Here is a 26,317-nt window from a genome sequence, read left to right on the forward strand (position 1 = left end):
GTTTCCGGATCGCACCGATCGTGGTCGCCGTGCTGCGGTGACCGGCACCGGCACGAAGGGAGTCCGCCATGCCACGGCATAAGAACACCGCGCCGCGCGTCTGCGGGCGGCACACGCGGCGCCATATGGACGTCCTCCATGCACACGGCGGGGCCTCGGGCCCCTGAATGCCGGCACGTCGACTACCGGTACCCCGGTTCGTACCCGAGTGCACTTGCCGAGACGGCAGGCCATCCTTGCTCGGTCCCCGCCGCACGTTGACGCGCGAGGCGTTCGCCGGTCTCGTTCGGTTCGCCTAGACCCACGGGTGAGCCTCAGCCGTTCCGGGCGGAAGCCGTTCCGGCCAGAGCTCCGCCCCTCCGCCTGTTTCGGAGCGGCGGGGCTTCGGGCTGGACAGCGGGTGTCTGGATGGCGGGTGTCCGGACAGCGGGTGCGGGGTCGGCGGTGAGGTAGGGGCGCAGGGCCTGCTGAGCGGCGAAGAAGGCGGCCTCGGCCGTCGTCGCGCCGACGCGTGGTGCGACGGAGAGGGAGACGGTCAGGGGTTCGGGCGTCGGGAGCGCCTCGGCGGGCAGCCGCTGCACGCCCCTCGCGTCGAGCCCGGCGGCGGGCAGGCAGGTCACCCCCAGGCCGGCGGCCACCGCGGCCCGCAGTCCTGTCACATCGGGTCCCTCGTAGGCGAGGTGCCAGGGCCGGTCGTGGGCGGTGAGCGCGCCGAGGATGTGGCGGCGCAGATTGCACGGCTCGCCGCACAGCGCGATCGGTACGGAGCGGGCGGACGAAGACGTGGGAGTGGGAGTGGACGCCGGCGCGGACGCGGAAGTGGGCGCGGAAGTGGGCGTCGGTGTGGGGGTGGATGATGGGATGGGGCCGTACCAGGCGAGGGGCAGGGTTCCCACGGGCTCGGAGTGGGGGTCGCCTGACGGGCGCAGCAGCAGTCCGACGTCTATGTCGCCGTCCGCCACCCGGTCCGCCAGCGATTCGCTCAGCCCGGTGTGCACGGTGGGGCGGATCCACGGCATCAGGCTGGCGAAGGCGGAGAGGAGCCCCGGCAGGGCGCCTTCGAGGTAGGGGGACACGCCGATCCTGAGGCAGGTCTGCTGGCCGGCGGCGGTGATCCGGTCGGCGGCCTCGTCGTTGAGCGCGACGATACGGCAGGCGTAGTGGTACAACTCCCGCCCCGCGCCGGAGAGTTCGAGGCGTCGGCCGGTGCTGGCGAAGACCGGGCCGCCCAGCACCGCCTCCAGCCGCCGTATGTGCTGACTGACGGCGGGCTGGGTGAGCGATAACGCTTCCGCTGCCCGCCGGAAGCCTCCGGTGCGCATGATGGTGATGAGCGTTCGGAGCTGACCGACGTCCAGATTGCGATACACCGGCCCGCCTCCTCGTAGCTGATCATTGCCTCATTGCCCTCATCCTCGCCGTCAACACGGCGATCCACGCCGCCCTCAGCGCTTATGAGAACTTTTTTGCCTGCCCTTTCACTTTCCACGTGGCTGAGCGATTGATTTCAGACAGGTGTAGAGGGCACGTTCATGGCCGCGGTGCGGCGTAATGACGGCGGAGTAGTCAATCCGGAGTGCGATGGAAAGTGGCTGAAAAGCGCCCTGGCGGGGCAGCGAGAGGGGGCGTGGATGCGGTCGCGCGAGTACTTCCGCTGATCGAGCCGATAAGGAAGAAGAGTTTGCTCGGATCATCGGACCACCCGTAGCCTGACGGCGGTTTAGAAGAATTTCCGCCCAAAAGGCGAAGACAGAAGCGCGCAAACACTGAAACTCATTCACGGTAATTTAACGGGGAAGGTTCAATAATGTCGCAGACGACGACTGCCGCGACCGCCACGACTGCCTCCAGCGCCTCCGCCGATGCCGAACTGTGGAATCCGGAAACCTATGACGCGCTGCGCAGGCAGCTCATCCCGTCCTTCGATCTGCTCTATGACAGTGCGGTCGGCGCGGTGGCCATGACGGTGGGGGCCGCGGGGGCAGTGGGGTCCGGGCCGCGCGTTTTGGACCTGGGTGCGGGGACCGGGCTGCTCAGCGCCGCCCTGCGCAAGCGTCTTCCCGGCGCGGAACTGCTGCTCCAGGACCGCTCGGAGCTGATGCTCGGCCAGGCACGGCAGCGCTTCGCCGCGGACGACCAGGTATTGGTACGGGTGGCGGACCACCTGGACGAGCTGCCCGCCGGCCCCTTCGACGCCGTGGTGTCCGCGCTATCCATCCACCATCTGACGCACGAGAACAAGCAGGATCTCTTCGCGCGCATCCGCAAGGTTCTTCGCCCAGGCGGAATTTTCGTCAATGTCGAGCAGGTTCTGGCACCGACCCCCGCGCTGGAGAAGATGTACGACCAGCAACACGAATCGCATGTGCACGCCTCCGGAACTCCGGCCGAGGAATGGGCTGCCGGCCGCGAGCGCATGAAGCACGACATTCCCATCGACGTGGACACCCAGATCCAGTGGCTGCGCGAAGCGGGCTTCAGCACCGTCGACTGCCTCGCCAAGGACTGGCGTTTCGCCACCTACGCGGGCTGGAACGCGGGGTGAAGCGTGCTCTACCAAGCCCTGTGTGACATCGCGGCGCGGCAGCCGGACGCCCGGGCCGTCACAGCAACCGCAACCGCAACTGCCACTGCCACCGACGGCCCGGCGGTCAGTTACGCAGAACTGGTCGAGCTCGTCGACCGTACGGCCGCCGGGCTGCGTGGCCACGGCGTCGGCGCCGATGACGTCGTCGCCTGCTCGCTGCGCAACAGCATCGGCTATGTGGCGCTCATCCTGGCCGTGGCCCGCACCGGCGCCCGGTACGTACCGCTGATGAGCAACTTCGACGCGGCCGACACCGCGACGGCGCTGCGCCTGACCCGGCCCCGGCTGATCGTGACCGATCACGTCCCCGAGCACGAGCACGTCCCCGGGCACGTCCCCGGGCACGTCCCCGGGCACGATCACGGTCACGTCTCCGAGCACGACTACGGCCATGACCGCGTCCGCGAGTTCCCCGGCGGCGCCCCGCCCCGGGTCCGGCTCGACGACCTCACCCGTGCCGAACCGGCGCCGCGCCGGCCGGCCGAGACGTACGCCGGCCCTTTCCGCGCGCTGTGGACCTCCGGGTCGACGGGGTTCCCCAAGCAGATGGTCTGGCGGCAGGACCGCTTCCTGCGCGAACGTCGCCGCTGGCTCGCGGACACCGGCATCACCGCCGAGGACGTCTTCTTCTGCCGCCACACCCTCGACGTGGCACACGCCACCGACCTGCACGTCTTCGCCGCCCTGCTGTCCAGCGCGGAGCTGGTGCTCGCGGACCCGCATGCCGCACCCGGGGTGTTGCTGCGGCAGATCGCGGAGTACCGCGCCACCGCGATGAGCGCGCTGCCCCGCCACTACGAGGAGTACGTACGGGCCACGGCCGACGGACCGGCGCCGGACCTGTCGCGGCTGCGCCGCCCGCTGTGCGGCGGCGCATACCTCAGCGCGGCCCAACTGGACGACGCCGCCGAAGTATTGGGCATCCACATCCGGCAGATCTACGGATCGACCGAGTTCGGCCTGGCCCTCGGCAATATGGCCGACGTTCGCCAGACGGGCCTGGGGATGTTCCCCGTCGCGGGCGTGGGCACCCGGCTCGAACCCCTCTCCCCCGACTCCCCCGGGCTCGGCGAGCTGGTGCTGATGTCGGACTGCACGAGCGAGGGGTACGTCGGAAACGACGAGGCCAACGCCCGTACCTTCCGGGGCGCGGAGTTCTGGACCGGCGATGTCGCCCAACGGGAAGCGGACGGATCGCTGCGCATCCTGGGCCGGGTCGCCGAGACCCTGGCGGCCTCCGGCGGGCCGCTGCCCGCGCCGATGCTGGACGAGGAGATCGCCGCGAGCTGCCCGGTCCTGGAGTCGGTGGCGCTGCCCGCCCGCCCCGGCACGTACGGCGACCAGGTCCTGCTGGCGGTTCATGGCGACCCGGGCCGGCCCGAGGACGACGTACGCAAGTCCGTCGAAGCGGTCCTGCGCGGCCATGGTCTGCGGGGCACCGTCCGCCTGACCGACGACATCCCGCACACACCGGTCGGCAAGCCGGACAAGCCGCTGCTGCGGAAGCGGTGGGAACGGTGGGAACGGTGGGAGAGCGAACCCCGTGGGCAGTACGCACCCCCGCGCGAAAGCAGGGCCGACGACCGTGGCTGAACTCTCCCTGGACGACGGGCAGATCCTCCGCTTCGAGGACACCGGAGGCAGCGGGCCGCCGCTCCTCCTCGTCCACGGCCTCGGCGCGCCGTCGGCCTTCTTCGCCCGTACCGTCGCCGACCTGGCCCGCGACCACCGCGTCCTCACCATCGACCTGCGCGGCCACGGAGCCACCCAGCAAGGGACGGAGGGGACCGCCGGCACCGAGGGGACCGAGCCGGTCACCGTGGCCCGCTGTGCGGCTGATCTCCACGCTCTGGCCGAGAAGCTGGACATACGGCGGCTGACCCTGCTCGGCTGGTCGCTCGGCGCCACCGTCGCCTACCACTACCTGGACCGGTACGGATCCGAACGGGTCTCCTCCCTGGTCTCGGTGGAGCAGACGCCGTACCTCCTCACCGAGGGCGGCTGGCCGCATGCGGCTTTCGGCTCTCTGGACGCCACCTGCGCGGAAGACGTCGGCCGGGCGCTCGGCTCGCCGGACCGTGCCACGCTCGCCGGTCTGGTCGGCAGCTTCTTCGCCCAAGGCACCTCCCCGGTACCGGCGTTGCTCGACGAGCTGACCGACGCGGCTGCCACCTGCCACGCCGGCGCCAAGCGGCAGCTGTGGCAGGACGCCCTGCGGCAGGACTGGCGCGACCGCCTGCCCTCGCTGGGGGTGCCGACGCTGTTCCTGCACGGCGCCCTGAGCCAGGTCTACCCGAGCGCCGTCGGGGCCTGGCTGGCGGAGGCCGTGCCCGGGGCGCGGCTGGAGATGTTCGAGCGCAGCGGCCACCTGCCGTTCCTGGAGGAACCCGAGAGGTTCCACCGCGTGATCCGCGCGTGGATCGCCCGATGACGGACGGAAGCAGAACAACGAACGGAAGCGGAGCGAGCGTTGATGACCACTGCACCCGCTGAGCAGGACCAGGAGCAGGAGAAAGAGGACGAGAAAGAGAAAGAGGAAGAGAAAGGGCAGGAGCGGGCGGCCGGCCGCAGGCTGTGCTGGATCTACCCGGACCGCGGCACCGAGCGGATGCGCACCAAGGAGTGGACCCACGTCTGGGGGATCTACGAGGAGGTGGCCCGGGAGCGCGGCTGGGCGCTGTCGTTGCACCAGCCGGAAGAGGTGTCCGTGGACGCCTCCGCCGAGGGCGGCCCACGGGTCTTCCTGGACGGTGCGGCCGTCACCCCGCAGGACACGGTGTTCGTGACCTCGCTGTGGTCGCTGGCGCACCACGCCCCGGACGTCTGCAACCAGCTCTACCTCTACACCATCCTCGAAGCCGCCGGTTTCTACCTGCCCATTCCGCCCCGGCTGTCGTACATCGCCAACGACAAGACCTCGACCATGCTGCACCTCGCGGGCAGCCCGCTCCCCCAGGTGCCGACCGTGCGGATCGGGGCCGGCCGGGACTCGCCGACCAGGACGTACGAGGCGGCGCTGAGCGGGCTGAGCTATCCGCTCATCGTCAAGCCCGCCTACTGGGGCATGGGCCAGGGCGTGTGCCTGGTGCGCAGCGCCGAGGAGCTGAAGGGGGTGGTCGGGCTCGCCGCCGGTGCGGAGACCGCTCTGGTGTGCCAGCCGTATCTCGGCGAGGGCATCGAGGACTTCCGGGTGTACGTCGTCGACGGCAAGCCGCACACCGTGCTGCGCCGCATCCCGCAGGGCGCCGCGCTGACCGCCAACCTCTCGGCGGGCGGCGGGATGCAGCACGTACCGCTGCCGCCGGAGCTCGCCGACGCCGTCGACTACGTCATGGCCCGGATGCCCATGCCGTACATCGCCGTGGACTTCCTCCATGACGGGGAGCGGTTCTGGCTGTCGGAGGTGGAGCCGGACGGCGCGGTCGCGTTCCCCGGTTCCGAGCAGGCGGCGCGCGAGCAGCGGCAGATCATCGCGGCGCGCTTCGACGCGTACCGCGACGCACACCAGGAATTCCTGCGCCGGAACCGGGAATTCCCGGACCGGGACCAGACATTGCCGAACCGGAACCAGGCGTTCCCGAGCCGGAACCAGGAGCAGGGGCGATGATCGGGCACATCCCCGCGGACCGTCTGCTGGCGCACGCCAGGGAGCTGGCCGCGGCCGGCGGTCCGCCCGTACCCGAGTCCGCGCGGGAGGTGGCCGACCTGGCCGTCACCGGCCCCGTGGAGATCTACACCCACACCCGCGCGGCCGCCGCACAGGGCACCGGCAGCGTCCTGATGTCCAGCGGCGGCACGACGGGCCGGCCCAAACTGACCCACGTACCGCACGGCATGGGCCTGGACCGCCTGCTGGACTTCTGGCGGCCGCTGCGGCCGGGCGACGTCCTGCTCAACCTCTTCAACGCGGGCCGCATGTGGGGCTCCCACTACTACATGCAGACGCTGGCCGAGAAGAGCCACTGCACGGTCATCCCCTCCGGCCCCTACTCCCCCGAGGAAGTCGCCGGCTGGCTGGAGATGTTCGCGGAGGTCGGGGTGACCGCCCTCGCGGGTACCCCGACCGGGCTCGCCGACTTCGCCCAGGGCGTCCTCGACGCCGGTGCCGCTGCCGGTGCCACTGCCGGTACGAGCATCCCCGAACGCCCCGTACACCCCGTACTCCCCATACGCACCATCATCTGGATGGCCGAGCCGTGGACCGGCAACAAGCGCGACCTGGTCCGCGAGGCGTTCCCCGACGCCGGCCTGTGGGGCAACTACGGCTCGGTGGAGACCTGGGTGATGGCCGCCAACCAGCCCGGCTGCGACGAGACCACGCTGCATCTGCTGCCGGGTCAGATCATGGAGCCGGACGAGGACGGCGCCCTGCTGAGCCGGGTCGGCGACGGCTGGACCGTCCCCGTCGTGCGCTACCGCCTCGGCGACCGGGTCGCCCCGGCCACCTGCCGCTGCGGCCGCCCCGACGCGCTGACGGTGCTGGGCCGGGCCGACGACTCCCTCACCCTGCGCAGCGCGCTGTTCAAGGTGAGCGAGCTGATCGACCTGGTGCGCGGTGAACCGGGTGTCGTGGAGGCCCAGTTGAGGCTCACCCGCAGCACCGATTCGGCCCGGGCGGCCAGTGCGCTGACGCTGGACTTCACCGGCACCGCCGAGCCGGAGGCCGTCCGCGCCCGCCTGACCGGGGAGTTCTACCACCTGGCGGCGGTGGCCCGGCAGTACCCGGACGCCCTGCGGGCACGCCGGGTGAGCCGGCTGGCCCGTATCGAGCGCACCAACAAGGTGCCCGCGATGGTGTGGCAGGAGACCCCGGCGAACGACGACACGCAACAGCACGAGACGGAGGGTGAGAACGCCGCATGAACAAGATCCGAGGCAACCCCTGGGCGATCCTGGTCGTACTCTCCCTCGGCTTCTTCATGACGCTGCTGGACCTGACGATCGTCAATATCGCCATCCCCAGCATGATCGACAGCCTGCACGCCTCCTTCGACGAGGTGCTGTGGTCGATGAACGGCTACATCCTCGTGCTCGCCGCGCTGCTGATCACCGCGGGCCGACTGGGCGACCTGCGTGGCCCGCGCCAGCTCTTCGCGGTCGGGGTCGCGCTGTTCACGGTCGCGAGCCTGGCATGCGGCCTGGTGGACGGCCCGGCCGAACTGATCGTCGCCCGTGTGGTGCAGGGCCTGGGCGCGGCGCTGCTCGTCCCGCAGACCATGACCCTGATCGTCGGGGCATTCCCGGCCGAGCGGCGCGGCGCGGCCCTGGGCGTGTGGGGCGCGGTGGCCGGGGTCGCCGCCGTGGCCGGCCCGGCGCTGGGCGGACTCCTGGTCAGCGGGCTCGGCTGGCGCTGGATCTTCTTCGTCAACGTGCCGGTCGGCGCCCTCGTCCTGGCCGCCCTGTTCCTCGTCGTCCCGGACATCCGCCAGGGGACCACCCACCGGCTCGACCTCACCGGCGTACTGGTGTCCTCGGCCGCGGTGTTCTGTCTCACCTTCGGCCTGACCGAGGGCGAGCGCTACCACTGGAACGGCTTTGTCTGGGCCCTGCTCGCCGCCGCCGTGGTCCTCTTCGCGGCCTTCGTCGCCCAGCAGCGGCGCCGCCAGGACAACGAGCCCCTGGTGCCCTTCGCCCTCTTCCGCAACCGCAACTTCACCGCGATGAACTTCGTCTCGGCCGCGGTCTCGGTCGGCGTCCTCGGCCTGATGCTGCTGCTCTCGCTCTACTTCCAGAACGTCCTGCACTTCAGCGCCCTGAAGGCGGGCCTCGCGCTCGCCCCCGCCTCTCTGGTCTCGATGGCCCTCGCGCCGTTCGCCGGACGGCTCACCGACAAGATCGACGGCAAGTACGTACTGTTCACGGGCATGCTGCTGACGGCCGTCGGGATGCTCTGGAACGCCCTGGTCATGGGTCCGGACACGGCATGGGCGGCGTTCCTCGCCCCGATGATCGTGGTCGGCATGGGCAACGGCTGTCTGATCGCCCCCATGGCGGCCGTGGCGATGCAGGGCGTGGACCCGAAGGTGGCGGGCGCGGCCTCGGGCGTACTCAACACCGTGCGGCAGCTGGGCTCGGTCGTCGGCAGCTCGGCGGTCGGCGCACTGGTGCAGACGCAGACGGCGGGCGGCCACGGCGGAGTCACCGCGATGCGCACGTCGATGGCGCTCCCCATCGGCGTCATCGTCCTCGGCGCCATCGCCTGCGCGACGGCCCGCCGCAAGGACGCACCGGCCGCCGCACCGGCGGCTCCCGCGCGGGCGGAGGAGGCGACGGTGGCCGACTGAGGAAGCAGCAGTGGCCGACTGAACTGAGGAGCGGGCAACGGCGGCTGAGACTGGGCTCAGGCCCGGCTCAGCCGCCGTACCCCACGGAATCGAAGAACTCCTCCAGGGCGGCCGTGATCTCCGACGGCCGCTCCAGTGGTGGCAGATGACCGGTATCGGGAAGGTCGAGGCGCCGGGCCCCGGGAATCCCCCGCGCCAGCAACGCGGACACCTCCTGGATCTCCGGCACGTCGGCCAGCCCGCTGATCACCAGCGTCGGGGCCGTCACCTCGGCCAGCCGCTCCTTCGCCGCCGGCCGCGGCCTCGACCTCGGCTCGGCGGGCCGTGGTTCGGCTGAGCGCGGCTCGGCGGATCGCGGCCCGCGCCACATCCGTTCCCGCGTCAGCCGGTTCATCGCCACCGCCAGCTCCCAGACCTCGGGACGGAGCGCCGTACGGTCCCTCCCCTCCCCCGCCACCAGGAACTCCGCCTCCGCCGCCGCGACGGCGTCCAGGTCGGCGGGGTCGATCCACTCGGCGGCGCCCTCCTCGTAACGCCGCAGGCGCTCGGCCGGGACCGCACCGTGCAGGCACTGCCGCGCCCGCTCCACCATCGAGCCGGGCCACCGGTGCCCCGACAGCCCGGCGGCGATCAGTACCAGCGCCGCGAACCGGTCCGGTGCCGTCAGCACGGCGTCCAGCGCGATCCTCCCGCCGTCGGACGCCCCGACCACGGCGGCCCGCCGGATACCCAGCTCATCCATCAGGCCGATCAGATCGTGCGGGTGCGCCACCTCACCGGCCGCGTCCGCGGACTCGCCCCGCCCCCGCCAGTCGTAACGGATCACCCGGTACCGCGCCGCCAGGGCCTCGAACTGCGCCTGCCACATACGCCGGTCCGCACACCCGGCGTGCACGAACACGACGGGCTCCCCGCTCCCCGCCACCTCGTACACGATCCCCGCCCGCATCGGCCGAGCCGCTACGACACCCAATGCCGCCTCCCAGACCCCAGACATCTCGTACCGTTTGAGCGGGCCGCTCCGTGCGGTCTGCTCGTGCAGTCCGCTCCACGCGGTCTCCGCTCCGTGCGGTGGATCTACCCGTTGCGACGGGCGGGCCCCGGCGGTTTCACTCCGGGTGAACGGCTCCCGGTGAACAGCTCCGGGGGAACGGCGTGGTGCGCCGCTCGGTACCGGTCCCTCCCCTGTGAGGACCGGTACCGAACGACGCGCCCGGTTTGTGTGCCGCTGGGCGTGATCCTGCCCCTTGAAGCGACCGCTGAGAAGGTTCCGGCTCCGGAACCAGGGCTAATGCACAGGTCAGCGAGCTAAGGTGAGTTTTCCGGTCCGGATGTCCGCGTACCGGGGTAGTACCGGGTGCGGGGGAAGCAACCGAGTGCGGGGGAAGTAAGGAGTGGGCACCTTGGGTTCCGACTCAGGGGCACGTACAGCCTTCGCGGAGCGTCTCGCACTGCTGTACAAGGAAGCCGGCAACCCTCCCCTCAAGAAAGTGGCCGAGGCGGTCGTCCGGCTTCGGCGGGTCGACGAGCGAGGCCGGCCCGTACGGGTGTCCGTGCAGCGGATCAGCGACTGGCGACGGGCCAGGAACGTGCCCGCGCAGTTCGCCGCCCTCGCGGCGGTGCTGCACGTACTGATCCCCGAGGCCCGGCGCTTGCGGCCGGTGCCGGTGGTCGCGGACCTGTACGACCTGGCCCAGTGGCAGCGTCTGTGGGAGCGGGCGGTCGCCGTCCCGGCCGGCGACCACGCCGCGGCAGCCGCGCAGGGGGAGGAGCGTTCCCCGGCCGAGCCTCCGGCCGTCCCCGGTGTGTGCCCGTACCGCGGGCTGGCTTCGTACCGTCAGCAGGACGCGCGGTGGTTCTTCGGCCGGGAGCGGAGCACGGCCGCCCTCGTCGCCCAACTCCGGGCGGCAGAGAAAGCCGAGGAGTCGGACGAAGCGGACAGGACGGGTGGTCTGGTCATGCTCGTCGGCGCCTCCGGGGCGGGAAAGTCGTCCCTGCTGCACGCCGGACTGGTCCCCGCGGTGGAGAGGGGCGCGCTGGACGACGGGAACGGCCAGAAGGAGGAGGCCCGGGAAGGGAGGGACCGGGAAGGGAGGGACCGGGAAGGGGAAGCCCGGGACGGAAATGCCCCGAAGAGGGAAGTACTTCAGCTCGTACCGGGAGGCGATCCGCTCGCGGAGCTGACCCGCCGGATTCCCGAGCTCGCGCCCGTCATCTCCGCCGCGAAGAGGGCGGCGGCGCAGGAACCGGCAGCGACGGAGATGGGACAGAGACCGGGGCCGGGACCCGGTACCGCGCACTTCGCACAGGCGGTGCGGGAGGCCGTCACGGCGTGGGCGCAACGCGAGGAGCCCTCCGCGCCCCGCCCGGTCGTGGTGGTGGATCAGTTCGAGGAGGCGTTCACCCTCTGCTCCGACGAGGCGGCCCGGCGCACGTTCATCCAGGTCCTCCACGCCGCCTGCACACCCGCAGGACCCACCGAGCCCACCGAACCCGTAGGCCCCACCGGCCCCGGCGGGTCGCCCCCCGCCCCCGCCCTCGTCATCATCGGCATACGCGCCGACTTCTACGAACACTGCCTCGGCTACCCCGAACTGGCCGACGCGCTCCAGCACCGGCACATGGTCCTCGGGCCGCTGACCACCACGGAGCTGCGCGAGGCGGTGACCGGCCCGGCCAAGGCCGTGGGCCTGGAACTCGAACCGGGGCTGGCGGAACTGATCGTCCGGGAGGTGAGCGCCGACGGCCCCGGCGGTGCGCACCACGCGGGGGTGCTGCCGCTCCTCTCGCACGCCCTGCTCGCCACCTGGCAGCGCCGGAAGGCGGGCCGGCTGACGCTGTCCGGCTACCGCGCGGCGGGCGGAATCCAGGGGGCGGTGGCGGCGACCGCCGAGCGGGCCTGGTCCGGTCTCGACCCGACGGCCCGCACGGCCGCGCGGCTGCTCCTGCTCAGGCTGGTCCGGCTGGGCGAGGACACCCAGGCCACCCGCAGGCGGGGGACGCGGCGTCAGCTGGCGGCCGAGTCGACAGATCCGGACAAGACGGAGGAATCGCTTGAAGCGCTGGTCCACGCCCGGTTGGTGACGCTGGACGCGGAGGCCGTCGAGATCACTCATGAGGCGCTGCTCCACGCCTGGCCGCGCCTGCGCGACTGGATCGACGAGGACCGGAACGGCAATCTGCTGCGCCAGCGGCTGGAGGAGGACGGCCGGGCCTGGGAGACCTCGGACCGCGACCCGTCGTTGCTCTACCGGGGTTCCCGTCTGGAGCAGGCCCGCGCCTGGGCGGATTCCGCCGGGGACACCCTCCTGACCCGCAGCGCGGTGGAGTTCCTGGCCGCTTCGGCCAGACTCCGCAAGCGCTCCGTCCGGCTCCGCCGTGGTGCGGTGGCGGCGCTGGTCGTCATGGCACTGCTGGCCGTCGGTTCCGCGGTGGTCGCGTGGCAGCAGCGCGACGACACCGTCTTCCAGCAGGTGCTCTCCCAGGCCGACCGCGCCCAGTACACGGACCCGTCCCTGTCGGCCCAGCTCGACCTGGTGGCACACCGCCTGCGGCCCGGCGACGAGGGCGCGAAGAACCGCCTGATCTCGATCGTGAACGCGCCCCTGGCCACGCCGCTCCGGGGCCACACCGGCGCCGTCTACCTCACCTCGTTCAGCCCGGACGGGCGGGTCCTGGCCACCGCCAGCTACGACCGGACCGTCCGCCTGTGGGACGTGGCGGACCCGACCCGCCCGCGCCCCCTGGGCACCCCTCTCACCGGCCACACGAGCTGGGTGAGCACCGCCGTCTTCAGCCCGGACGGGCAGACCCTCGCCAGCGCCTCGGACGACGGCACGATCCGGCTGTGGGACGTACGCGATCCCCGTCACCCACGCCCGCTCGGCGCTCCCCTGACCGGCCATGAGGGCGCGGTCTACCTGCTCGCCTTCAGCCCGGACGGCGAGACGCTGGCCTCCGCCGGCGACGATCACACCGTGCGCCTGTGGGACGTGGCGGATCCCCGCCGGCCGGCCGCGCGCGACACCCTGACCGGCCACACCGCCGCCGTGCGCTCCGTGGCCTTCAGCCCCGACGGGCGGACGGTGGCGGCCGGCGGCGACGACAGCACGATCCGGCTGTGGGACCTGACCGACCGGCGCCACCCGACGCCCATCGACACGGTACTCACCGGCCACACGAGCACCGTGCACTCCGTGGCCTTCAGCCCCGACGGGCGCACGCTCGCCAGCGGCGGCTCGGACAACACCCTCCGGTTCTGGAACGTGGCCGTCCCGCGTGACGCGGCACCGCTCGGCCGGCCGCTCACCGGCCACACCGGTCCCGTGTGGTCGGTGGCCTTCAGCCCCGACGGCAGCATGCTCGCCGCCGGCAGCGCGGACAGCACGGCGAGCCTGTGGAACGTCCGCGATCCGGCGTACCCGTCGCAGGTCGGCGAGCCCCTCGCGGGCAGTAGCGGCGAGATGTTCGCGGTGGGCTTCAGCCCCGACGGCCGGACCCTCGCCACCGGGACCGGCGACAGCAAGATCCGCCTGTGGTCGATCCCGGCGTCGAACATGGTCGGCCGGGCAGGGGCGTTCCGCCCGGACGGCCGGGTGCTCGCCACGGCCGCCCTCGACGGCAGGGTCCGGCTGTGGAACGTGACGGCTCCCGAGCGGCCCGTGCCGGTGGGCAAGCCGTTCATGCCCGGCGACGGCGGCCAGCGCGCGCAGGTGTTCTCCCCCGACGGACACACCCTCGCGGTGCTGACGGGAAACCGCGCGGTGCACCTGTGGAATGTCACCGACCCGGCCCACCCCGTCTCCTACGGACCGCCCCTCCGCCTGCGCACCCGGTTCATGGGGGCCGACGCACTGGCGTACAGCCCGGACGGACGCACCCTGGCGACCGCCTACGACGACCGCACCATCCAGCTGTGGGACGTCGCCGACCCCGCCCACGCCGTTCCGCTCGGCGCGCCGCTCACCGGCCACAAGGGCTACGTCAACTCCCTGGTCTTCAGCCCGGACGGACAGAGCCTGGCCAGCGGCAGCGCGGACGCCACCATCCGGCTCTGGAACACCGCCGACCCACGCCACACCGTCCCGCGCGGCGCGCCGCTCACCGAGCACCTGGGCCCCGTCAACACACTCGCCTACAGCCCCGACGGCCACACCCTGGCCAGCGGCAGCGAGGACAACTCCGTCCGCCTCTGGAACACGGCCGACCCCCACAAGCCGACCCGGCTGGGCCCCGCGCTCACCGGCCACACCCAGGCGGTCGTCTCGCTGACCTTCAGCAACGACGGCCGCACCCTGGCGAGCGGCGGCGACGACAGCACGGTCCACTTCTGGAACGTCACGGTCCCCTCCCGGGCCGCCCCCATCGGCCAGTCGACCAGCCCCAACGCCAAGACCGGCAACTTCCTCTCCTTCAGTCCGGGAAGCCACCTGCTCGGAGTGTCGAGCGGCGCCGGCACCGTCCGGCTGTGGAACCTGGACGCCGACACCGCGATCCGCCGCATCTGTTCGACCACCCGAGGGGTCCTGACATCGGAGAAATGGCACGAGTACCTGCCCCATCTCCCGTACGAGCCGCCATGCGGCGCATAACGGCCGACCCCTGCAACGGGAACTTGACGTGACTCCGATCACAACTCCTGGTTTCAATCCGGCAGTTGGCTCCCACCTGACGGTCAGTCTTGCTAGGCTTGGGCACAGCCCGATCGCTGGTGCATCCCCCGTCGCCAGCGATCGGGCACTTTCGTTTTCTGCTCAACCTCTCGTCCGTGCTCAGAACATGAACGACGTGCGTCATGAGCTGAGGTTCACGTTCACCACTTCCCCGGAAAGGTGGTGAGTGCTGCCGTGCCCCGGCGCATCATCATCGTCACCGCCGTCCATGCGCCGTCCGCCCACTTCCTGACGGACGCCTACACGTCGCTCCGCCGGCAGCAACTCCCCGACGGCTGGGAATGGCACTGGCTCATCCAGGAGGACGGAACCTCCGACGAGGTCGCGCCCCACGTCCCCGACGACCCCCGGGTGACCTTCCGTCAGGGCCGGCCCGGCGGCCCCGGCGTCGCCCGCACCCTCGCCCTCGCGCACGCCGACGGCGAGTACGTCAAAGTCCTGGACGCCGACGACCAGCTGACGCCCGGCACCCTCGCCCGCGACCTGGCCGCCCTCGAAGCCGACCACACCCTCGCCTGGGCGACCTCCCGGGCCCTCGACCTCCTGCCCGACGGCACCACCACCGGCTTCCCCGGCGACCCCGCCCCCGGCCCGATCGAGCGCGGGACCGTCCTCGACTTCTGGAAGGCGAACGATTTCCGCGCCCAGGTACACCCGGCGACCCTCTTCGTCCGCCGCGACCTGCTGCTCGCCCTCGGCGGCTGGATGGCCCTCCCGGCCTCCGAGGACACCGGACTCCTTCTCGCCCTCAACGCCACCAGCCGCGGCTGGTTCTCCGCGGAGACCGGACTCCTCTACCGCAAGTGGCCCGGCCAGGCCACCGGCCACCCCTCCCACACCGACACCGCCGAACGCACCGCCCGCATGGCCATCGCCGAGGCCCGAGCCCACCACCTCACCCACCTCAAGTGGCGCTACCCACCCGAGGCGTGACCCACTACTACCGGCCGCCCCCGGTCGAACTACGGCAGGTCGAGGCCGAGCATGCGGATCGCGTTGCCGCGCAGCAGCTTGTAGGCGATGTCCTCGGGGAGGTGGCCCACATGCTCGGCCGCCACCTCCTTCGTGTGCGGCCAGGTGGAGTCGACATGCGGGTAGTCGGTTTCGAACGTCGCGTTGTCCACCCCCACCACGTCGATCGCGTCGATACCGTGCTTGTCGCGGAAGAAGCAGCAGAAGATCTGCCGGTAGTAGTACGTGGACGGCGGCTCGGGGATCAGGTCCTTCACCCCGCCCCACGCCCGGTGCTCCTCCCAGACGTCGTCCGCCCGCTCCAGGGCGTACGGGATCCACCCCATCTGCCCCTCGCTGTACGCGAGCTTCAACGCCGGGAACCTCACCAGCACCCCGCTGAACAGGAAGTCCATCATCGAGGCCATCGCGTTGTTGAAGCTCAGCGAGGCCTGCACGGCGGGCGGTGCGTCCGGTGACGCCGCCGGCATCTGCGACGACGATCCGATGTGCATGTTCACCACCGTGCCCGTCTCCTCGCACGCGGCGAAGAACGGGTCCCAGTACCCGGAGTGGATGGACGGCAGCCCCAGGTACGTCGGAATCTCGCTGAAGGTCACCGCCCGCACCCCGCGCGCCGCGTTCCGCCGGATCTCGGCCACCGCCAGCCCGACGTCCCACAGGGGAATCAGGCACAGCGGAATCAGCCGCCCGCCGCTGTCCCCGCACCACTCCTCCACCATCCAGTCGTTGTACGCCCGGACGCAGGCGAGCCCGACCTCCTTGTCCTCGGCCTCGGCGAAGGTCTGCCCGCAGAAGCGCGGGAACGTCGGGAAGCACAGCGACGCCTCGACATGATTGAGATCCATGTCCGCCAGCCGGGCCTTGGGGTCCCAGCACCCCCGCCGCATCTGCTCCCTGGTGATCCCGTCGAGGGTCATCTCGTCGCGGGAGAATCCGACGGCGGCGATGATGCGCTTGTACGGGAACAGCTGCCCCTCGTACTCCCACCAGTCCGTGAGCTGCCCCTCCGGATCGGTGGTGAACCGGTACTTCCCGCCGACGTACGCCAGCTCACCGATACCGGCGGTGAGGGGCTTCGGCCCCTTGTCGCGGTACTTCCGCGGCAGCCAGGTCTCGAAGAGGTGCGCGGGCTCGATCACGTGATCGTCCACGCTGATGACCTCGGGAAGCTCCACTGCGTCCACTGTGCCGCGCTTGTCGCTGCTCACGCTGTACCTCGACTCTCCGCCGGTGTGCCACACCCGTTCCCATCCGACCTATCTGACGTACCGTCAGTTCGGAGATTATGGGCTCACCCCTGCCCCGACAAGGGGACGGTGCGACGGGCAGGCGAAGTCGAGCGGACGGTCGGATCCGCCTACGGCTCCGACCGTGATCCGTCGGAGTCGGGCGCGTTCCGGTCGGCCAACTCGAAACGTACGAAGGGGATCGAGGTTCCCACCCGTCGGAATTCCTCGGCGGTCCCGTCCGTTACCTCGAAGCCCATGAAGGCGCTCAGTCGCCGTGCCGTCCTCGGATGCCGCACCGCGTACCGTGCCATGAGTTCCCCGCCTTCCTCCGGGGATAGGAAATGCGCGACCACGTCGTGTCGCTGGGTGCCGGTCTGGATCGTCGCCTGGGGCCTGGCCCGTAGATTCCGGTACCACGCGGCCTGCGGACCGAATCCGGAGGCCACCGTCCACGAGGGGCGGCACGGATCATCCCGCGCGACTACCTCGACCACGACCCGTCGCAGCTTTCCCGACTTCCGCCCGATGTGCTCCAGCAGCAGGAACCGCCGGCCCAGCAGCCGGCCCAGCCGGGCGCGGTAGAGCCGGATCGGCAGCCGGAGGAGAAAGCGCCGCCAGCCCGCCGGCAATGGCGGCCGACCCGGTTCAGAAATGCCTGAACCACTCACATCAACACCCTACGGCAGCGGCCACCGCCGGAGGCGTCAGCATTCGGGAAGGGACGGGACGCGGGGAAGGAGTTCGGCCTCGATGAGGTCGGCGGCGTGCGGGGTGCCGCCCTCGGTGGTCATGGACTGGCGGATCCGGGTGGCGCGGAGGGGGACATCCGGGTCGGCGAGGAGGGCGAGTGCTGCGGCACGGAGGGTGTGGGGGGTGGCCTGTTCCTTGGGGACGTGGCGGGCGACGCCCAGGGATTCGAGCATTTCGGCGTTGGCGAACTGGTCGACGGCCTGCGGGACGGCCACCATCGGGACACCGCAGGCGAGGGCCTCCTGTGCGCTGCCGGCGCCCGCGTGGGTGAGGAAGAGGTCGGCCTGTTCGAGGATGGCCTGCTGGGGGACCCAGTGGTGGACCTCGACGTTGGCGGGGATCGCGCCGAGTTCGGCCGGGGTGACGCCGGAGCCGATTTGGAGGATGACGTGCCATCCGGGCAGATCACCGATGGGCGAGCACGCTGTAGGCGGGCCGGGGCGCCGGGCGGACGTAGCGGTCGCTGGTGGTGGGACGGACCCGCGCGGGATCCGCGCCCAGCAGGCGGAAGATCTCGCGGCAGAAGGTGAACCACGTGGCCTGTCCGCCGCTGCTGCCGTGGTAGACACCGGCCGGAGCGGCACCGGTCAACAACCGCTCCCCCAGCCGGACCAGTTGCCGGGCGAGGTCGGCCGTCCAGGTCGGCTGGCCCCACTGGTCGTCGACCACGTCGAGGGTCGCGCGCTCGGCCGGGGCGTGCTCCGGGTACGGCGCGCGGGCGCGGCCGTCGAAGACGTAGTCCGTGGAGATGTGGAGCAGGACGCTTCCCGACGCGCGGCAGGCCTCGGCCAGCAGGCGGGGGCCGGTGCCGTCGACCGCGAGGGCCGCGGACTCGTCCGCCTCGGCGGCGTCCACCGCGGTCCAGGCGGCGCAGTTGACCACCACGGCGGGGCGGTGGACGGCGAAGGCGGTGCGCACCGACTCCGGGTCGGTGATGTCCAGGTCGCCGCGGCCGGCCGGCACGGCCGCGATACCGTCGGCGGCCAGCCGGCCGAGCAGGTCCCGGGCGAGCATGCCCTGTGCGCCGGACACCAGCCAGGGGCGCGCGTCGGGTGTCGTCACAGCGCCGCTCGCGCCTTCAGGGGCTCCCACCAGGCGCGGTTGTCGCGGTACCACTGGACGGTCTCCGCCAGGCCCTCCTCGAAGCTCCTACGGGGCTCGTAACCGAGCTCTTCGCGGATCTTGGTGCAGTCGACGGAGTAGCGGCGGTCGTGGCCCTTGCGGTCCGCGACGTACTCGACGCTGGTCTCCCAGTCGGCGCCGCACGCCTTCAGCAGCAGCTCGGTGAGCTGTTTGTTGGACAGCTCGGTGCCGCCGCCGATGTTGTAGACCTCGCCCGGGCGGCCCTTGGTGCGCACCAGCTCGATGCCCTGGACGTGGTCGTCTATGTGCAGCCAGTCGCGGACGTTGCCGCCGTCGCCGTACAGCGGGACCTTCTTGCCGTCGAGGAGGTTGGTCACGAAGAGCGGGATGACCTTCTCGGGGAAGTGGTGGTGCCCGTAGTTGTTGGAGCAGCGGGTCACGCGCACGTCCAGGCCGTGGGTGCGGTGGTACGACAGCGCGATCAGGTCGCTGGAGGCCTTCGCCGAGGAGTACGGGGAGTTGGGCCGCAGCGGGTGGGTCTCGGGCCAGGAGCCCGCGTCGAGGGAGCCGTAGACCTCGTCGGTGGAGATGTGGACGAAGGTCTCGGTGCCGGCGCGGTGGGCGGCGTCGATGAGCGTGTGCGTGCCGACGACGTTCGTACGGACGAACTCCGCGCCGCCGTCGATCGACCGGTCCACGTGTGACTCGGCGGCGAAGTGCACCACTTGGTCGTGTTCCGCCATCAGCCCGTGCACGGTCCCGGGGTCGCAGATGTCGCCCTGGACGAAGGTGAACCCCGGATGGCCGCGCACCTCGTCGAGGTTGGCGGGGTTGCCCGCGTAGGTGAGCTTGTCGAGCACGGTGACGGACACGTCGCCGGGACCCTGCGGGCCGAGCAGCGTGCGGACGTAGTGGGAGCCGATGAATCCGGCTCCCCCGGTCACGAGTATCCGGTTCGTCATGAGGTTGCCCACCTTGCTGTGATCACTGGCCGGGGCCGGTCGGTCGGTCGGGGAGTGATGAAAGTTAGGGAAGTTAGGGAAGTTACGAAAGTTATGGGAATCACGGGAGTTGCGGGAGTGCGGGGTCGCTGGGCACCACGATGGCGGTGAGCAGCAGGCGGCGGGAGGCACGCCAGGTTCCGTCGAGCACCGTCGGCACCTCGCCACCGACCCCGTCCGGTACGGCCCGGAGGATGTGCGCGCGGAACGTACCGGTCACCGTGCCGTCGGGCGGCGCCGCATCGGACGGCGCCGCATCGGACGGAGCCGCATCGGACGGAGCCGCATCGGCCGGGGCGATGCGTACCGAGGCCTCGTGGAAGCCCAGCCAGGTGCGGGTCAGCGGCGACCACACCTTGTATACCGCCTCCTTGGCAGAACAGCAGGCGGTCCCAGCACACACCGTCCGCCCGGTGGGACAGCGCGCGCTGGGTTTCCCGCTCCGCCGGCAGCGCGATGCGGTGCAGCATGCCGTCCGGCAGCGGCCGGTGGGGCTCGGCGTCGGTGCCGATGGCCCGTACGTGCGCGCAGCGGGCCAGGGCCGCGGCACGGTCCCGTGCACGATCAGTTCGTCGACCGCGTCGTCCGGGACGGCCATCACCGCGCGCCAGCGGTCGGCCGCGTCAAGGCCGCCCGCCAGGTGGACGACCCGGCCGTACAGAACGCCATCAGCGTGCGCATCGAGGTGGACGTCTCCCGGGGCGATGTCGATCCTCGACTACGCGGCCGCCGCCGTCCTCCAGGAACAGCAGACCCCCCGGTCGGCCTGACGGAGAAACGATCGCCAGGTGATCGATAGCCCACTGCTCGATATCGATAAAGTGTGCTATCGATCAACTGGGAAGGTGTGGCATGGGCTGGTGGTGGATGCTGGTCCCCCTCGTCATCATGGGTGGGGGCTGGCTGAGCGAGAGCGTCCGGAGTGCGCTGAAGACCCGGCACAAGCGCAAGCTGGCGCTGCTCAAGGCCACCGAAAAGCACCAGCTCGCACTGGACGCGGCGAGCCGCCCGCCCGAGCCGGTCTGCGGCTGCACGCACCACCTCGCCAAGCACGACAAGGCCGGCCGCTGCCATGAGGTGGTCGAAGCCCCGACCGCCTGGGACGCCGAGCGCAAACCGCTGCGCTACGAGCCCCGCCCGTGCAACTGCCAGCAGTACATCGGCCCCGAACCGCTGGGCACGGTCTTCGCGACGGAGATCGTGGACCCACGCTGACCCGGACACCGTCCGCGCCGGCCGTAAGGCAGCACAGCCACCGGGCACCATCCTTGACAGCCGTAATCGACTGCCGTAATTGACTTCTGTAATTGACCGCCATTCCCGGCATGTGAAAGATTCGGCTGACACATACAGTCCGGCAGGCCGGGGAGGCGGGCGTTGACCAGCGAGGAGTTGCTGACCTTCCTCGCCGCGGTGGGGCACGCCCAGCGTCTACGGGCCATCGCGGGGCTCGCCAACGGCCGGATGTACGTCAGCGAACTGGCCCGGGAGCTGGGCATGTCCCGCCCCCTGCTCTATATGCACCTCGAACGCCTGGAAAAGGCGGGCCTGGTCGTCGGCAATCTGGAACTCTCCGACGACGGCAAGGCTTTGAAGTACTTCGAGCTGGCGCCGTTCGACGTTCGCCTCAATGTGCAGACGATCCTGGACGTCCTCCGCGCCGACGAAGAATCTCAGCACGCCTCAGGGGGGAACCAGTCATGACCGGCGCCATCGTCTCCGTCACCATCGTCCTGATCGTCATCGGGGGCATCACGGCGATCGTGCTGTCGCACTTCCGGCTGCAACGCCACCGCGCCGACGCCGCGGCCATGGCCTCGTACCGCAAGCTCGCCGAAGAGGCGGTCTCGCAACAGCGCCAGTTGCAGGCCGAATTGGCCGCCCTCAAGGGCCGGGTGAGCTCGATCGACGACATGCTCCGCCGAATCGAATAACCGACGCGGACGGTGTGGGCCCTCAGGCGGTGATCTCGTGGTCCTTGGAGCAGGTATAGGCGCCCTGGATCGAGAGACACGCGTGCATCATGTACTTGTTGCCGTCCGGGAGCCTGCCCTTTTTGCAGACCATGGCCGGGGCGGTCCGGCCGGCTGTCGAGACGGTGCGCCCGGTTTCCGGTTTGGCATGGATGGCATAGCCGTCACGGAGAAAGTCGCGCACGCACAGCTTGCCCTCGGAGGGATACCAAGCCGCGCTCCCGACATAGTGTTTGTCGACTTTGATGCTGATGAAGGACTCGCCGCGCAGGCCCCCCTACCGACTGGGGAGGTGCGGGACCCCGGCAGTCGGAGTCCCGCACCGATGCGCTGGGGCACGCGCGGCACACAGTGCCGTCACACCCTCATGTGCGCGCCACTAACCGGCCTTGCGCACCGCCGCGTAGTAGTAGGACGCCTGGGTCTTGCAGAAGCCCCGCTTGGGGTTGCTGTACTTGTCGCAGACCGCGTACATGTCCTTGGCGAAGATCGCGTCCACCCGCTTTTTACGGGCCTCGTTGAAGGCCTGCTGCTTCTTGAGGTTGCGGTATCCGAAGTCATGCCGCTGGCAGGACGGCAGGAAGTTGAAACCGTACGGCTTGTCCGGCGCCCAGCTGCACCCGTCGGAGGACCAGTCGATTCCCTTCTTCGCCCAGACCCGAGCCTTCCGGGCAGCCTGAAAATCACCCATCGGCGCGAGGATGAGCTCACTGATCTTCTGCAGAACCGCTGGATTCGACGCAGCAGCAGCGGCCGGCCGGGCCTCCGCAGCATATGCCTCACCAGCCGTGGCCAGGCCCCCAGAAGTGGCGACACATAGCAGCGCTGCAGCCGACAGAATCGTTTTCCGCACTCGAAATCCCAACTCTTGGAGTCGTTCGACGCGAGACTTTCGCCGAACCCGTGTGCATCAAGGATCTCGGAATCCCGGGGGGACAGTCGTTAGCGCACGGTCCACAAGTTCCTTTGCTGTGCGTCGACTTACCCAACTTCCTGCTCACCTCCGTGCCTGCCGCCCACAGCCCCGGGCCGTAGTTCACTCGCAGTGCCGGAGGGCCTGGTGCCGGTGGTCCTTGGGCGTGGTCCCGTAGGCGGCGCGGTGGGTGCGGCTGAAGTCGGCTGCGCGGGGGAATCCCCAGCGGGCGGCGATCGCGTGGATGGGCGTGGCGCGGAGCGCCGGGTCGGCGAGGTCGCGGCGAGCCGCTTCCAGGCGCAGGCGGCGGATCCACGCGGCGACCGTGGCGTCTTCGTCCTCGAACAGGCGATGCAGGTAGCTGGTGGAGATGTGGTGCGCGGCCGCGATCGTGGCCGGGGTGAGCTGCGGGTCGTGCAGGTGCGACCGGATGAACGACTTGATGCGCAGGGTGAGGGCCCGTCGGTGGGTCTCCGGGGAGAGGCAGTCGCCGGCTTCGAGGATGTGGGCGAAGAGCGCGGCGACCAGATCGGTCACGAGGGTGGCCAGTCGCGGCCGGTCGGCGGGCCGGTACGCGGCCGGGTCCGCGACCAGCTGGGTGAGGAACCCCGCCAGCAGGGCCCCCATCCCTTCCCGGCCCGACACCGCCGCCCCGACGATCCGGCCGGCGAGGCCGCAGGGCAGCGGCAGCAGAGCCTTGGGAACTTCCAGCGCCACGGTCTGCTGGACCGGGTCCCCGCCGCTGTGGACGTCGTTCGGCAGCGAGGACGAGTTGATGAACAAGTCGTACGGCATGTACCGGGTCTCCCGGTGCCGCCACACGCCCGCCCCGCCCCCGCGTACGACGAGCGACAGGTGGTACACCTCGGGATCGGACTGCCGGATCAGCTTCGGCGTACGCCGGAAGACCAGCGGCTGGAACGTGGCGGACCACACGGTGACGGCACCGAGATCCAGCACCCGCTGGGAAGCCCGGAAGTCGTCGGCGTGGTCGCTGCGCAGCTCCATGGGCGCATGGGTACGGCCCAACAGCTCGGACCAGTAGTCGAGCCGGTCCGCCGCGGCCAGATCCTCGCTCCGGAACACCATCTCGTCCAACATCTGTCTCCCCCGTCTCTGAAGCCTCTGGTCAAAGGCTCCTGGGAGGTGACTGTCCGACTGGTCGCTCCGGTTCCACCTCGCGCCGGTGAGGGTGGCGGCGCAGCTCGCCCCCCCCCGCCCGGTATCCCCGACGTCGTCCCCGTCCGCGACGGCAAGGCCCCTTCACGGCCCCGCGCTGGTCTTCCCGGCCGTCGGCCGGGCCTGCTGCGTCGCCGCGGTCAGGAGCGGGGACTCCTCCGCCCGACCGCGGGACGGCCACCATGTGGCCTTGCCCAGCAGCGTCATGGCCGACGGCAGGATCATGATGCGTACGACGAACGCGTCCAGCAGGACCGCGACGGCGAGGACGAAGCCCATCTGCTTCATCTCGACCAGGCTGAGGAAGACGAAGCTGGCGAAGACGGTGACCATGACGAGCGCGGCGCTGGTCACCACGCCCGCGGAGCTGCCGATTCCGTCCAGTACGGCCCTACGGGTGTCCAGCCCGCGCCGCACCGCCTCCCGGATCCGGCTGACCACGAAGACCTGGTAGTCCATCGACAGTCCGAAGAGGATGACGAACAGGAACAGCGGCACCCGGGATCCGATCGCACCGGTGGCATGGAAATCGAGGATGCCCGCCGCCCACTCGCCCTGGAAGACCACGACCAGCACACCGAACGCGGCTGCCGCCGACAGCAGGTTGAGCGCGATGCCGATCAGGCCGATGACCACCGAGCGGAACGTCATCACCGTCATCGCGAACGTCACGAGCAGCAAGAACCCGACGACCAGCGGGAGTTTGGCGTTCTGGTGGTCGAGGTAATCGGCGTCACGGGCGAGGTCACCGGTGACGTAGGCCTCGGCGCCGGGCACCTTGCCGACCGTCGCGGGGAGGTAGTCGTCACGGAGGTGGGCGAGCGAGTCGAGCGCCTGGGGTGAACTGGGCCTGACCGGCACGGAGAGCGTCAGGCTGCTGATCCGGGCGTCGCCGGAGGTACGTACCGTGGCGTCGGCGCCGTCGTTGGTGAACAGCGGGTCGGCCTGGGCGCGCCTGCGGAGGTCCTCCAGTGCCTTCGCCACCCTGGATGCGCGGTCCGCGTCGGCGCGTACCACGACCTGGTGCTGGACCAGACGCTCCGGGAAGGCGGCGGTCAGGCGGTCGTAGGCCTGCACCGCGGGGATGTCGCGGGAGAAGGTGTCCTTGCCCAGCACGCTCAGCTTCAGGCCGAGTGCGGGCGCCGCCAGGCCCAGCATGAGGAGCACGGAGACCAGCAGGGTGCGGCCCGGACGCCGGGTGGCGGGCCGCAGCAGGGCGTGCCACACCTTGCTGGTGCCGGTGTGGTGGTCCCGGTTGCGCTGCCCCTGGGCGGCGTGGCGGGCGTCACGGATCTCGGCGCGGCGTCCGGCACGGCGTTCAGCGCGGCGTTCGTTGCGGCGTTCGTTGCGGCGGTCGGTGCGGCGGTCGTTGCGGTGTTCAGCGCGGCGTTCGGCACGGGCGCCGAGCTTGGCCAGCAGGGCGGGCAGCACGGTCAGCGAGCTGGCCATCGCGACGAACACGACGATGATGGTGCCGGTGGCCAGCGACGAGAAGATGACGTCGGTGGCGAGGTAGAGCGTCGCGGTCGAGACGATCACCGCGAAGCCGGAGGCCACGATGGCGCGGCCGGCGGTCGCCGCGGCGAGCCGTACGACGGCCGGTGAGCCGAGCCTGCCGCCCGCACGGGCGCGCTCCTCGCGGTCCCGCTTGAGGTAGAAGAGCGAATAGTCGACTCCGACGGCCATGCCGATCAGCAGGATGATGTTGTTGCCGACCCCCGCGTCCGGCAACACGTGCGACACCAGTGCGGACAGTCCCATCGCGGCGGCGATCGAGGAGAGCGCCAGCAGGACGGGGACACCGGCCGCGATCACCGAGCCGAACGCGATCATCAGGGTGAGGACGGTGACCGGCAGGGCGAGCTTCTCGGAGAAGGCGAGGTCGTCACCGCGCTGCTGGTCGAGGCCCTTGCTCATCGAGGGGCCGCCGGTCTCCGCCAGCCGCACTCCGGGGTGGCTCTTCTGCACTGCCGCGGTCTGTGCGACCAGCGGGTCGACGTGCTTACTCGCGGCGAGCTCCTCGCCCTTCATGACCACTTCGACCAGGAGGACCGCGCGGTTCTTCGACAGCTCCGGCCGCTCGACCCGGTCGACCTCCGGCAGCTTCGCCATCCGCGCCGTGAGGTCCGCGGCGGCCGCCCGGGCCGCCGGGAGGTCCAGCGGGCCGGAGCGGGAGTCGATGACGATCTGTTCGACCGGCCGGCGCTGCAGGCCGCCCTCGGCGGCTATCGCCTCGGCCTGCCCGGCCTTGCCGACCCGGTAGTCCTCGGTCGTGGCGCTGTGCGTACCGGCGACGGCGGACGCCGCGAGGGACAGCGCGACGAAGAGGAACCACCCGACGATGGCCCGCCATGGGTGCGCGGCACTCCAACTCGCCACCCTGACAATGACCGACTGCCTCTCCCCTGACTGCACCGACTCCACTGATTCCAATGACCCCATCCCCCTACTTACCTCTCACGCCTCACAGACGTCCGCCCACGTCTCACAGACGCCTGCTCAACGTCACCCATGCCTTTTACATGTCAGCCGAACCTTACATGTGAATGATGGCGCGTCAATCGCTCCGCGCGAACGCGCAAATTCGTTGGCGCTACAGCCAGTTAGCCGCCTGGTGGCCGAAAACCGCCTTATGCCGCGCGCGCCGGCCACCTACCTTTGACTCCGTGAC

22 protein-coding genes and 1 pseudogene are annotated in these 26,317 nt (G+C 70.7%); 11 read left to right on the plus strand and 12 right to left on the minus strand.

Annotated elements, in window-relative coordinates; all coding sequences use genetic code 11:
* Positions 1–314: 314 nt before the first annotated feature.
* The gene (locus tag AZE13_RS15265) at positions 315–1,370 is read right to left on the minus strand and encodes a LysR family transcriptional regulator (RefSeq protein WP_066931243.1); all 1,056 of its coding nucleotides are present in this window, start codon (positions 1,368–1,370) and stop codon (positions 315–317) included.
* 437 nt (positions 1,371–1,807) lie between these two features.
* Here AZE13_RS15265 and AZE13_RS15270 point away from each other — a divergent pair, with 437 nt between their 5' ends.
* From AZE13_RS15270 to AZE13_RS15295, 6 genes are read left to right on the plus strand one after another with little or no spacing between them, the layout of a single operon-like run.
* Positions 1,808–2,545 carry a class I SAM-dependent methyltransferase gene (locus AZE13_RS15270; RefSeq protein ID WP_066931245.1) on the plus strand — a complete coding sequence of 246 codons (738 nt, stop codon included), beginning with the start codon at positions 1,808–1,810 and terminating at the stop codon, positions 2,543–2,545.
* A 3-nt stretch (positions 2,546–2,548) separates the two neighbouring features.
* Complete coding sequence (locus AZE13_RS15275) at positions 2,549–4,180, plus strand: class I adenylate-forming enzyme family protein (protein ID WP_066931247.1); 1,632 nt, start codon at positions 2,549–2,551, stop codon at positions 4,178–4,180.
* A complete protein-coding gene (locus AZE13_RS15280; protein WP_066931249.1) occupies positions 4,173–5,018 on the plus strand; it encodes an alpha/beta fold hydrolase in 846 nt (281 codons plus the stop codon). The genes AZE13_RS15275 and AZE13_RS15280 overlap by 8 nt, the downstream gene beginning before the upstream one ends.
* Positions 5,019–5,060: 42 nt before the next feature.
* Positions 5,061–6,194: a RimK family alpha-L-glutamate ligase gene (locus AZE13_RS15285; RefSeq protein WP_066931251.1), complete on the plus strand. Its 1,134-nt coding sequence runs from the start codon at positions 5,061–5,063 to the stop codon at positions 6,192–6,194.
* Entirely contained in the window at positions 6,191–7,450 is a 1,260-nt protein-coding gene (locus tag AZE13_RS15290) for an AMP-binding protein (RefSeq protein WP_066931253.1), read from the plus strand. The genes AZE13_RS15285 and AZE13_RS15290 overlap by 4 nt, the downstream gene beginning before the upstream one ends.
* A complete protein-coding gene (locus tag AZE13_RS15295) occupies positions 7,447–8,871 on the plus strand; it encodes a DHA2 family efflux MFS transporter permease subunit (protein WP_066931255.1) in 1,425 nt (474 codons plus the stop codon). Before AZE13_RS15290 ends, AZE13_RS15295 begins: the two co-directional genes overlap by 4 nt.
* A 67-nt stretch (positions 8,872–8,938) precedes the next feature.
* On the opposite strand, the gene AZE13_RS15300 is transcribed toward AZE13_RS15295, so the two are convergent.
* On the minus strand, positions 8,939–9,772 hold the full coding sequence (locus tag AZE13_RS15300; protein ID WP_220127579.1) for an alpha/beta fold hydrolase: 834 nt from the start codon (positions 9,770–9,772) through the stop codon (positions 8,939–8,941).
* Between the two features lie 493 nt (positions 9,773–10,265).
* Between AZE13_RS15300 and AZE13_RS15305 the strand changes: the two genes are divergently transcribed.
* A complete protein-coding gene (locus AZE13_RS15305) occupies positions 10,266–14,462 on the plus strand; it encodes a hypothetical protein (RefSeq protein WP_066931260.1) in 4,197 nt (1,398 codons plus the stop codon).
* A gap of 255 nt (positions 14,463–14,717) precedes the next feature.
* Complete coding sequence (locus AZE13_RS15310) at positions 14,718–15,476, plus strand: glycosyltransferase family 2 protein (RefSeq protein WP_066931262.1); 759 nt, start codon at positions 14,718–14,720, stop codon at positions 15,474–15,476.
* Positions 15,477–15,505: 29 nt separating this feature from the next.
* On the opposite strand, the gene AZE13_RS15315 is transcribed toward AZE13_RS15310, so the two are convergent.
* From AZE13_RS15315 to AZE13_RS39030, 6 genes and pseudogenes are all read right to left on the minus strand, one after another.
* Positions 15,506–16,726: an amidohydrolase family protein gene (locus AZE13_RS15315; protein ID WP_066931264.1), complete on the minus strand. Its 1,221-nt coding sequence runs from the start codon at positions 16,724–16,726 to the stop codon at positions 15,506–15,508.
* A gap of 149 nt (positions 16,727–16,875) precedes the next feature.
* A complete protein-coding gene (locus AZE13_RS15320) occupies positions 16,876–17,376 on the minus strand; it encodes a nitroreductase family deazaflavin-dependent oxidoreductase (protein WP_258527804.1) in 501 nt (166 codons plus the stop codon).
* A 75-nt stretch (positions 17,377–17,451) separates the two neighbouring features.
* Positions 17,452–17,907 (minus strand): annotated as a pseudogene (locus tag AZE13_RS34060) (nucleotide disphospho-sugar-binding domain-containing protein); the annotation flags it as partial.
* Positions 17,903–18,559 (minus strand): SDR family oxidoreductase, encoded by a 657-nt coding sequence (locus AZE13_RS15330; protein WP_066931270.1) that lies wholly within the window; start codon positions 18,557–18,559, stop codon positions 17,903–17,905. The gene AZE13_RS15330 and the pseudogene AZE13_RS34060, both read right to left, overlap by 5 nt.
* Positions 18,556–19,542 carry a dTDP-glucose 4,6-dehydratase gene (gene rfbB, locus AZE13_RS15335; protein ID WP_066931272.1) on the minus strand — a complete coding sequence of 329 codons (987 nt, stop codon included), beginning with the start codon at positions 19,540–19,542 and terminating at the stop codon, positions 18,556–18,558. Before rfbB ends, AZE13_RS15330 begins: the two co-directional genes overlap by 4 nt.
* 100 nt (positions 19,543–19,642) lie before the next feature.
* A complete protein-coding gene (locus tag AZE13_RS39030; RefSeq protein WP_066931274.1) occupies positions 19,643–19,936 on the minus strand; it encodes a hypothetical protein in 294 nt (97 codons plus the stop codon).
* A gap of 497 nt (positions 19,937–20,433) precedes the next feature.
* On the opposite strand from AZE13_RS39030, the gene AZE13_RS15350 reads away from it, so the two are divergent.
* The 3 genes from AZE13_RS15350 (at position 20,434) to AZE13_RS15360 (ending at position 21,515) form a co-directional block, all read left to right on the plus strand.
* Positions 20,434–20,796, plus strand: a complete 363-nt coding sequence (locus AZE13_RS15350; protein WP_066931278.1) for a hypothetical protein — start codon at positions 20,434–20,436, stop codon at positions 20,794–20,796.
* Between the two features lie 162 nt (positions 20,797–20,958).
* Positions 20,959–21,285, plus strand: coding sequence for an ArsR/SmtB family transcription factor (locus AZE13_RS15355; protein ID WP_066931280.1), 327 nt, complete (start codon positions 20,959–20,961; stop codon positions 21,283–21,285).
* Positions 21,282–21,515, plus strand: coding sequence for a hypothetical protein (locus tag AZE13_RS15360; protein ID WP_066931282.1), 234 nt, complete (start codon positions 21,282–21,284; stop codon positions 21,513–21,515). Before AZE13_RS15355 ends, AZE13_RS15360 begins: the two co-directional genes overlap by 4 nt.
* A gap of 22 nt (positions 21,516–21,537) precedes the next feature.
* Here AZE13_RS15360 and AZE13_RS15365 read toward each other — a convergent pair whose 3' ends face one another.
* The 4 genes from AZE13_RS15365 to AZE13_RS15380 form a co-directional block, all read right to left on the minus strand.
* Positions 21,538–21,738, minus strand: coding sequence for a hypothetical protein (locus AZE13_RS15365; protein WP_066931284.1), 201 nt, complete (start codon positions 21,736–21,738; stop codon positions 21,538–21,540).
* Between the two features lie 195 nt (positions 21,739–21,933).
* On the minus strand, positions 21,934–22,245 hold the full coding sequence (locus tag AZE13_RS15370; RefSeq protein ID WP_066931286.1) for a phospholipase: 312 nt from the start codon (positions 22,243–22,245) through the stop codon (positions 21,934–21,936).
* A gap of 345 nt (positions 22,246–22,590) precedes the next feature.
* A complete protein-coding gene (locus AZE13_RS15375) occupies positions 22,591–23,568 on the minus strand; it encodes a helix-turn-helix domain-containing protein (RefSeq protein ID WP_066931288.1) in 978 nt (325 codons plus the stop codon).
* A 162-nt stretch (positions 23,569–23,730) separates the two neighbouring features.
* Positions 23,731–26,088 (minus strand): MMPL family transporter, encoded by a 2,358-nt coding sequence (locus AZE13_RS15380; protein WP_107288347.1) that lies wholly within the window; start codon positions 26,086–26,088, stop codon positions 23,731–23,733.
* Between the last annotated feature and the right edge of the window lie 229 nt (positions 26,089–26,317).

Source organism: Streptomyces sp. NBRC 110611 (genome assembly GCF_001590865.1).
GTDB lineage: Bacteria > Actinomycetota > Actinomycetes > Streptomycetales > Streptomycetaceae > Streptomyces.

Coding starts and splice junctions, on each gene's coding strand:
- AZE13_RS15290 (WP_066931253.1), top strand. CDS start 6,191: ATGATCGGGCACATCCCCGCGGACCGTCTGCTGGCGCACGCCAGGGAG.
- AZE13_RS15295 (WP_066931255.1), top strand. CDS start 7,447: ATGAACAAGATCCGAGGCAACCCCTGGGCGATCCTGGTCGTACTCTCC.
- AZE13_RS15285 (WP_066931251.1), top strand. CDS start 5,061: ATGACCACTGCACCCGCTGAGCAGGACCAGGAGCAGGAGAAAGAGGAC.
- AZE13_RS15375 (WP_066931288.1), bottom strand. CDS start 23,568: ATGTTGGACGAGATGGTGTTCCGGAGCGAGGATCTGGCCGCGGCGGAC.
- AZE13_RS15370 (WP_066931286.1), bottom strand. CDS start 22,245: ATGGGTGATTTTCAGGCTGCCCGGAAGGCTCGGGTCTGGGCGAAGAAG.
- AZE13_RS15350 (WP_066931278.1), top strand. CDS start 20,434: ATGGGCTGGTGGTGGATGCTGGTCCCCCTCGTCATCATGGGTGGGGGC.
- AZE13_RS15360 (WP_066931282.1), top strand. CDS start 21,282: ATGACCGGCGCCATCGTCTCCGTCACCATCGTCCTGATCGTCATCGGG.
- AZE13_RS15270 (WP_066931245.1), top strand. CDS start 1,808: ATGTCGCAGACGACGACTGCCGCGACCGCCACGACTGCCTCCAGCGCC.
- rfbB (WP_066931272.1), bottom strand. CDS start 19,542: ATGACGAACCGGATACTCGTGACCGGGGGAGCCGGATTCATCGGCTCC.
- AZE13_RS15380 (WP_107288347.1), bottom strand. CDS start 26,088: ATGGGGTCATTGGAATCAGTGGAGTCGGTGCAGTCAGGGGAGAGGCAG.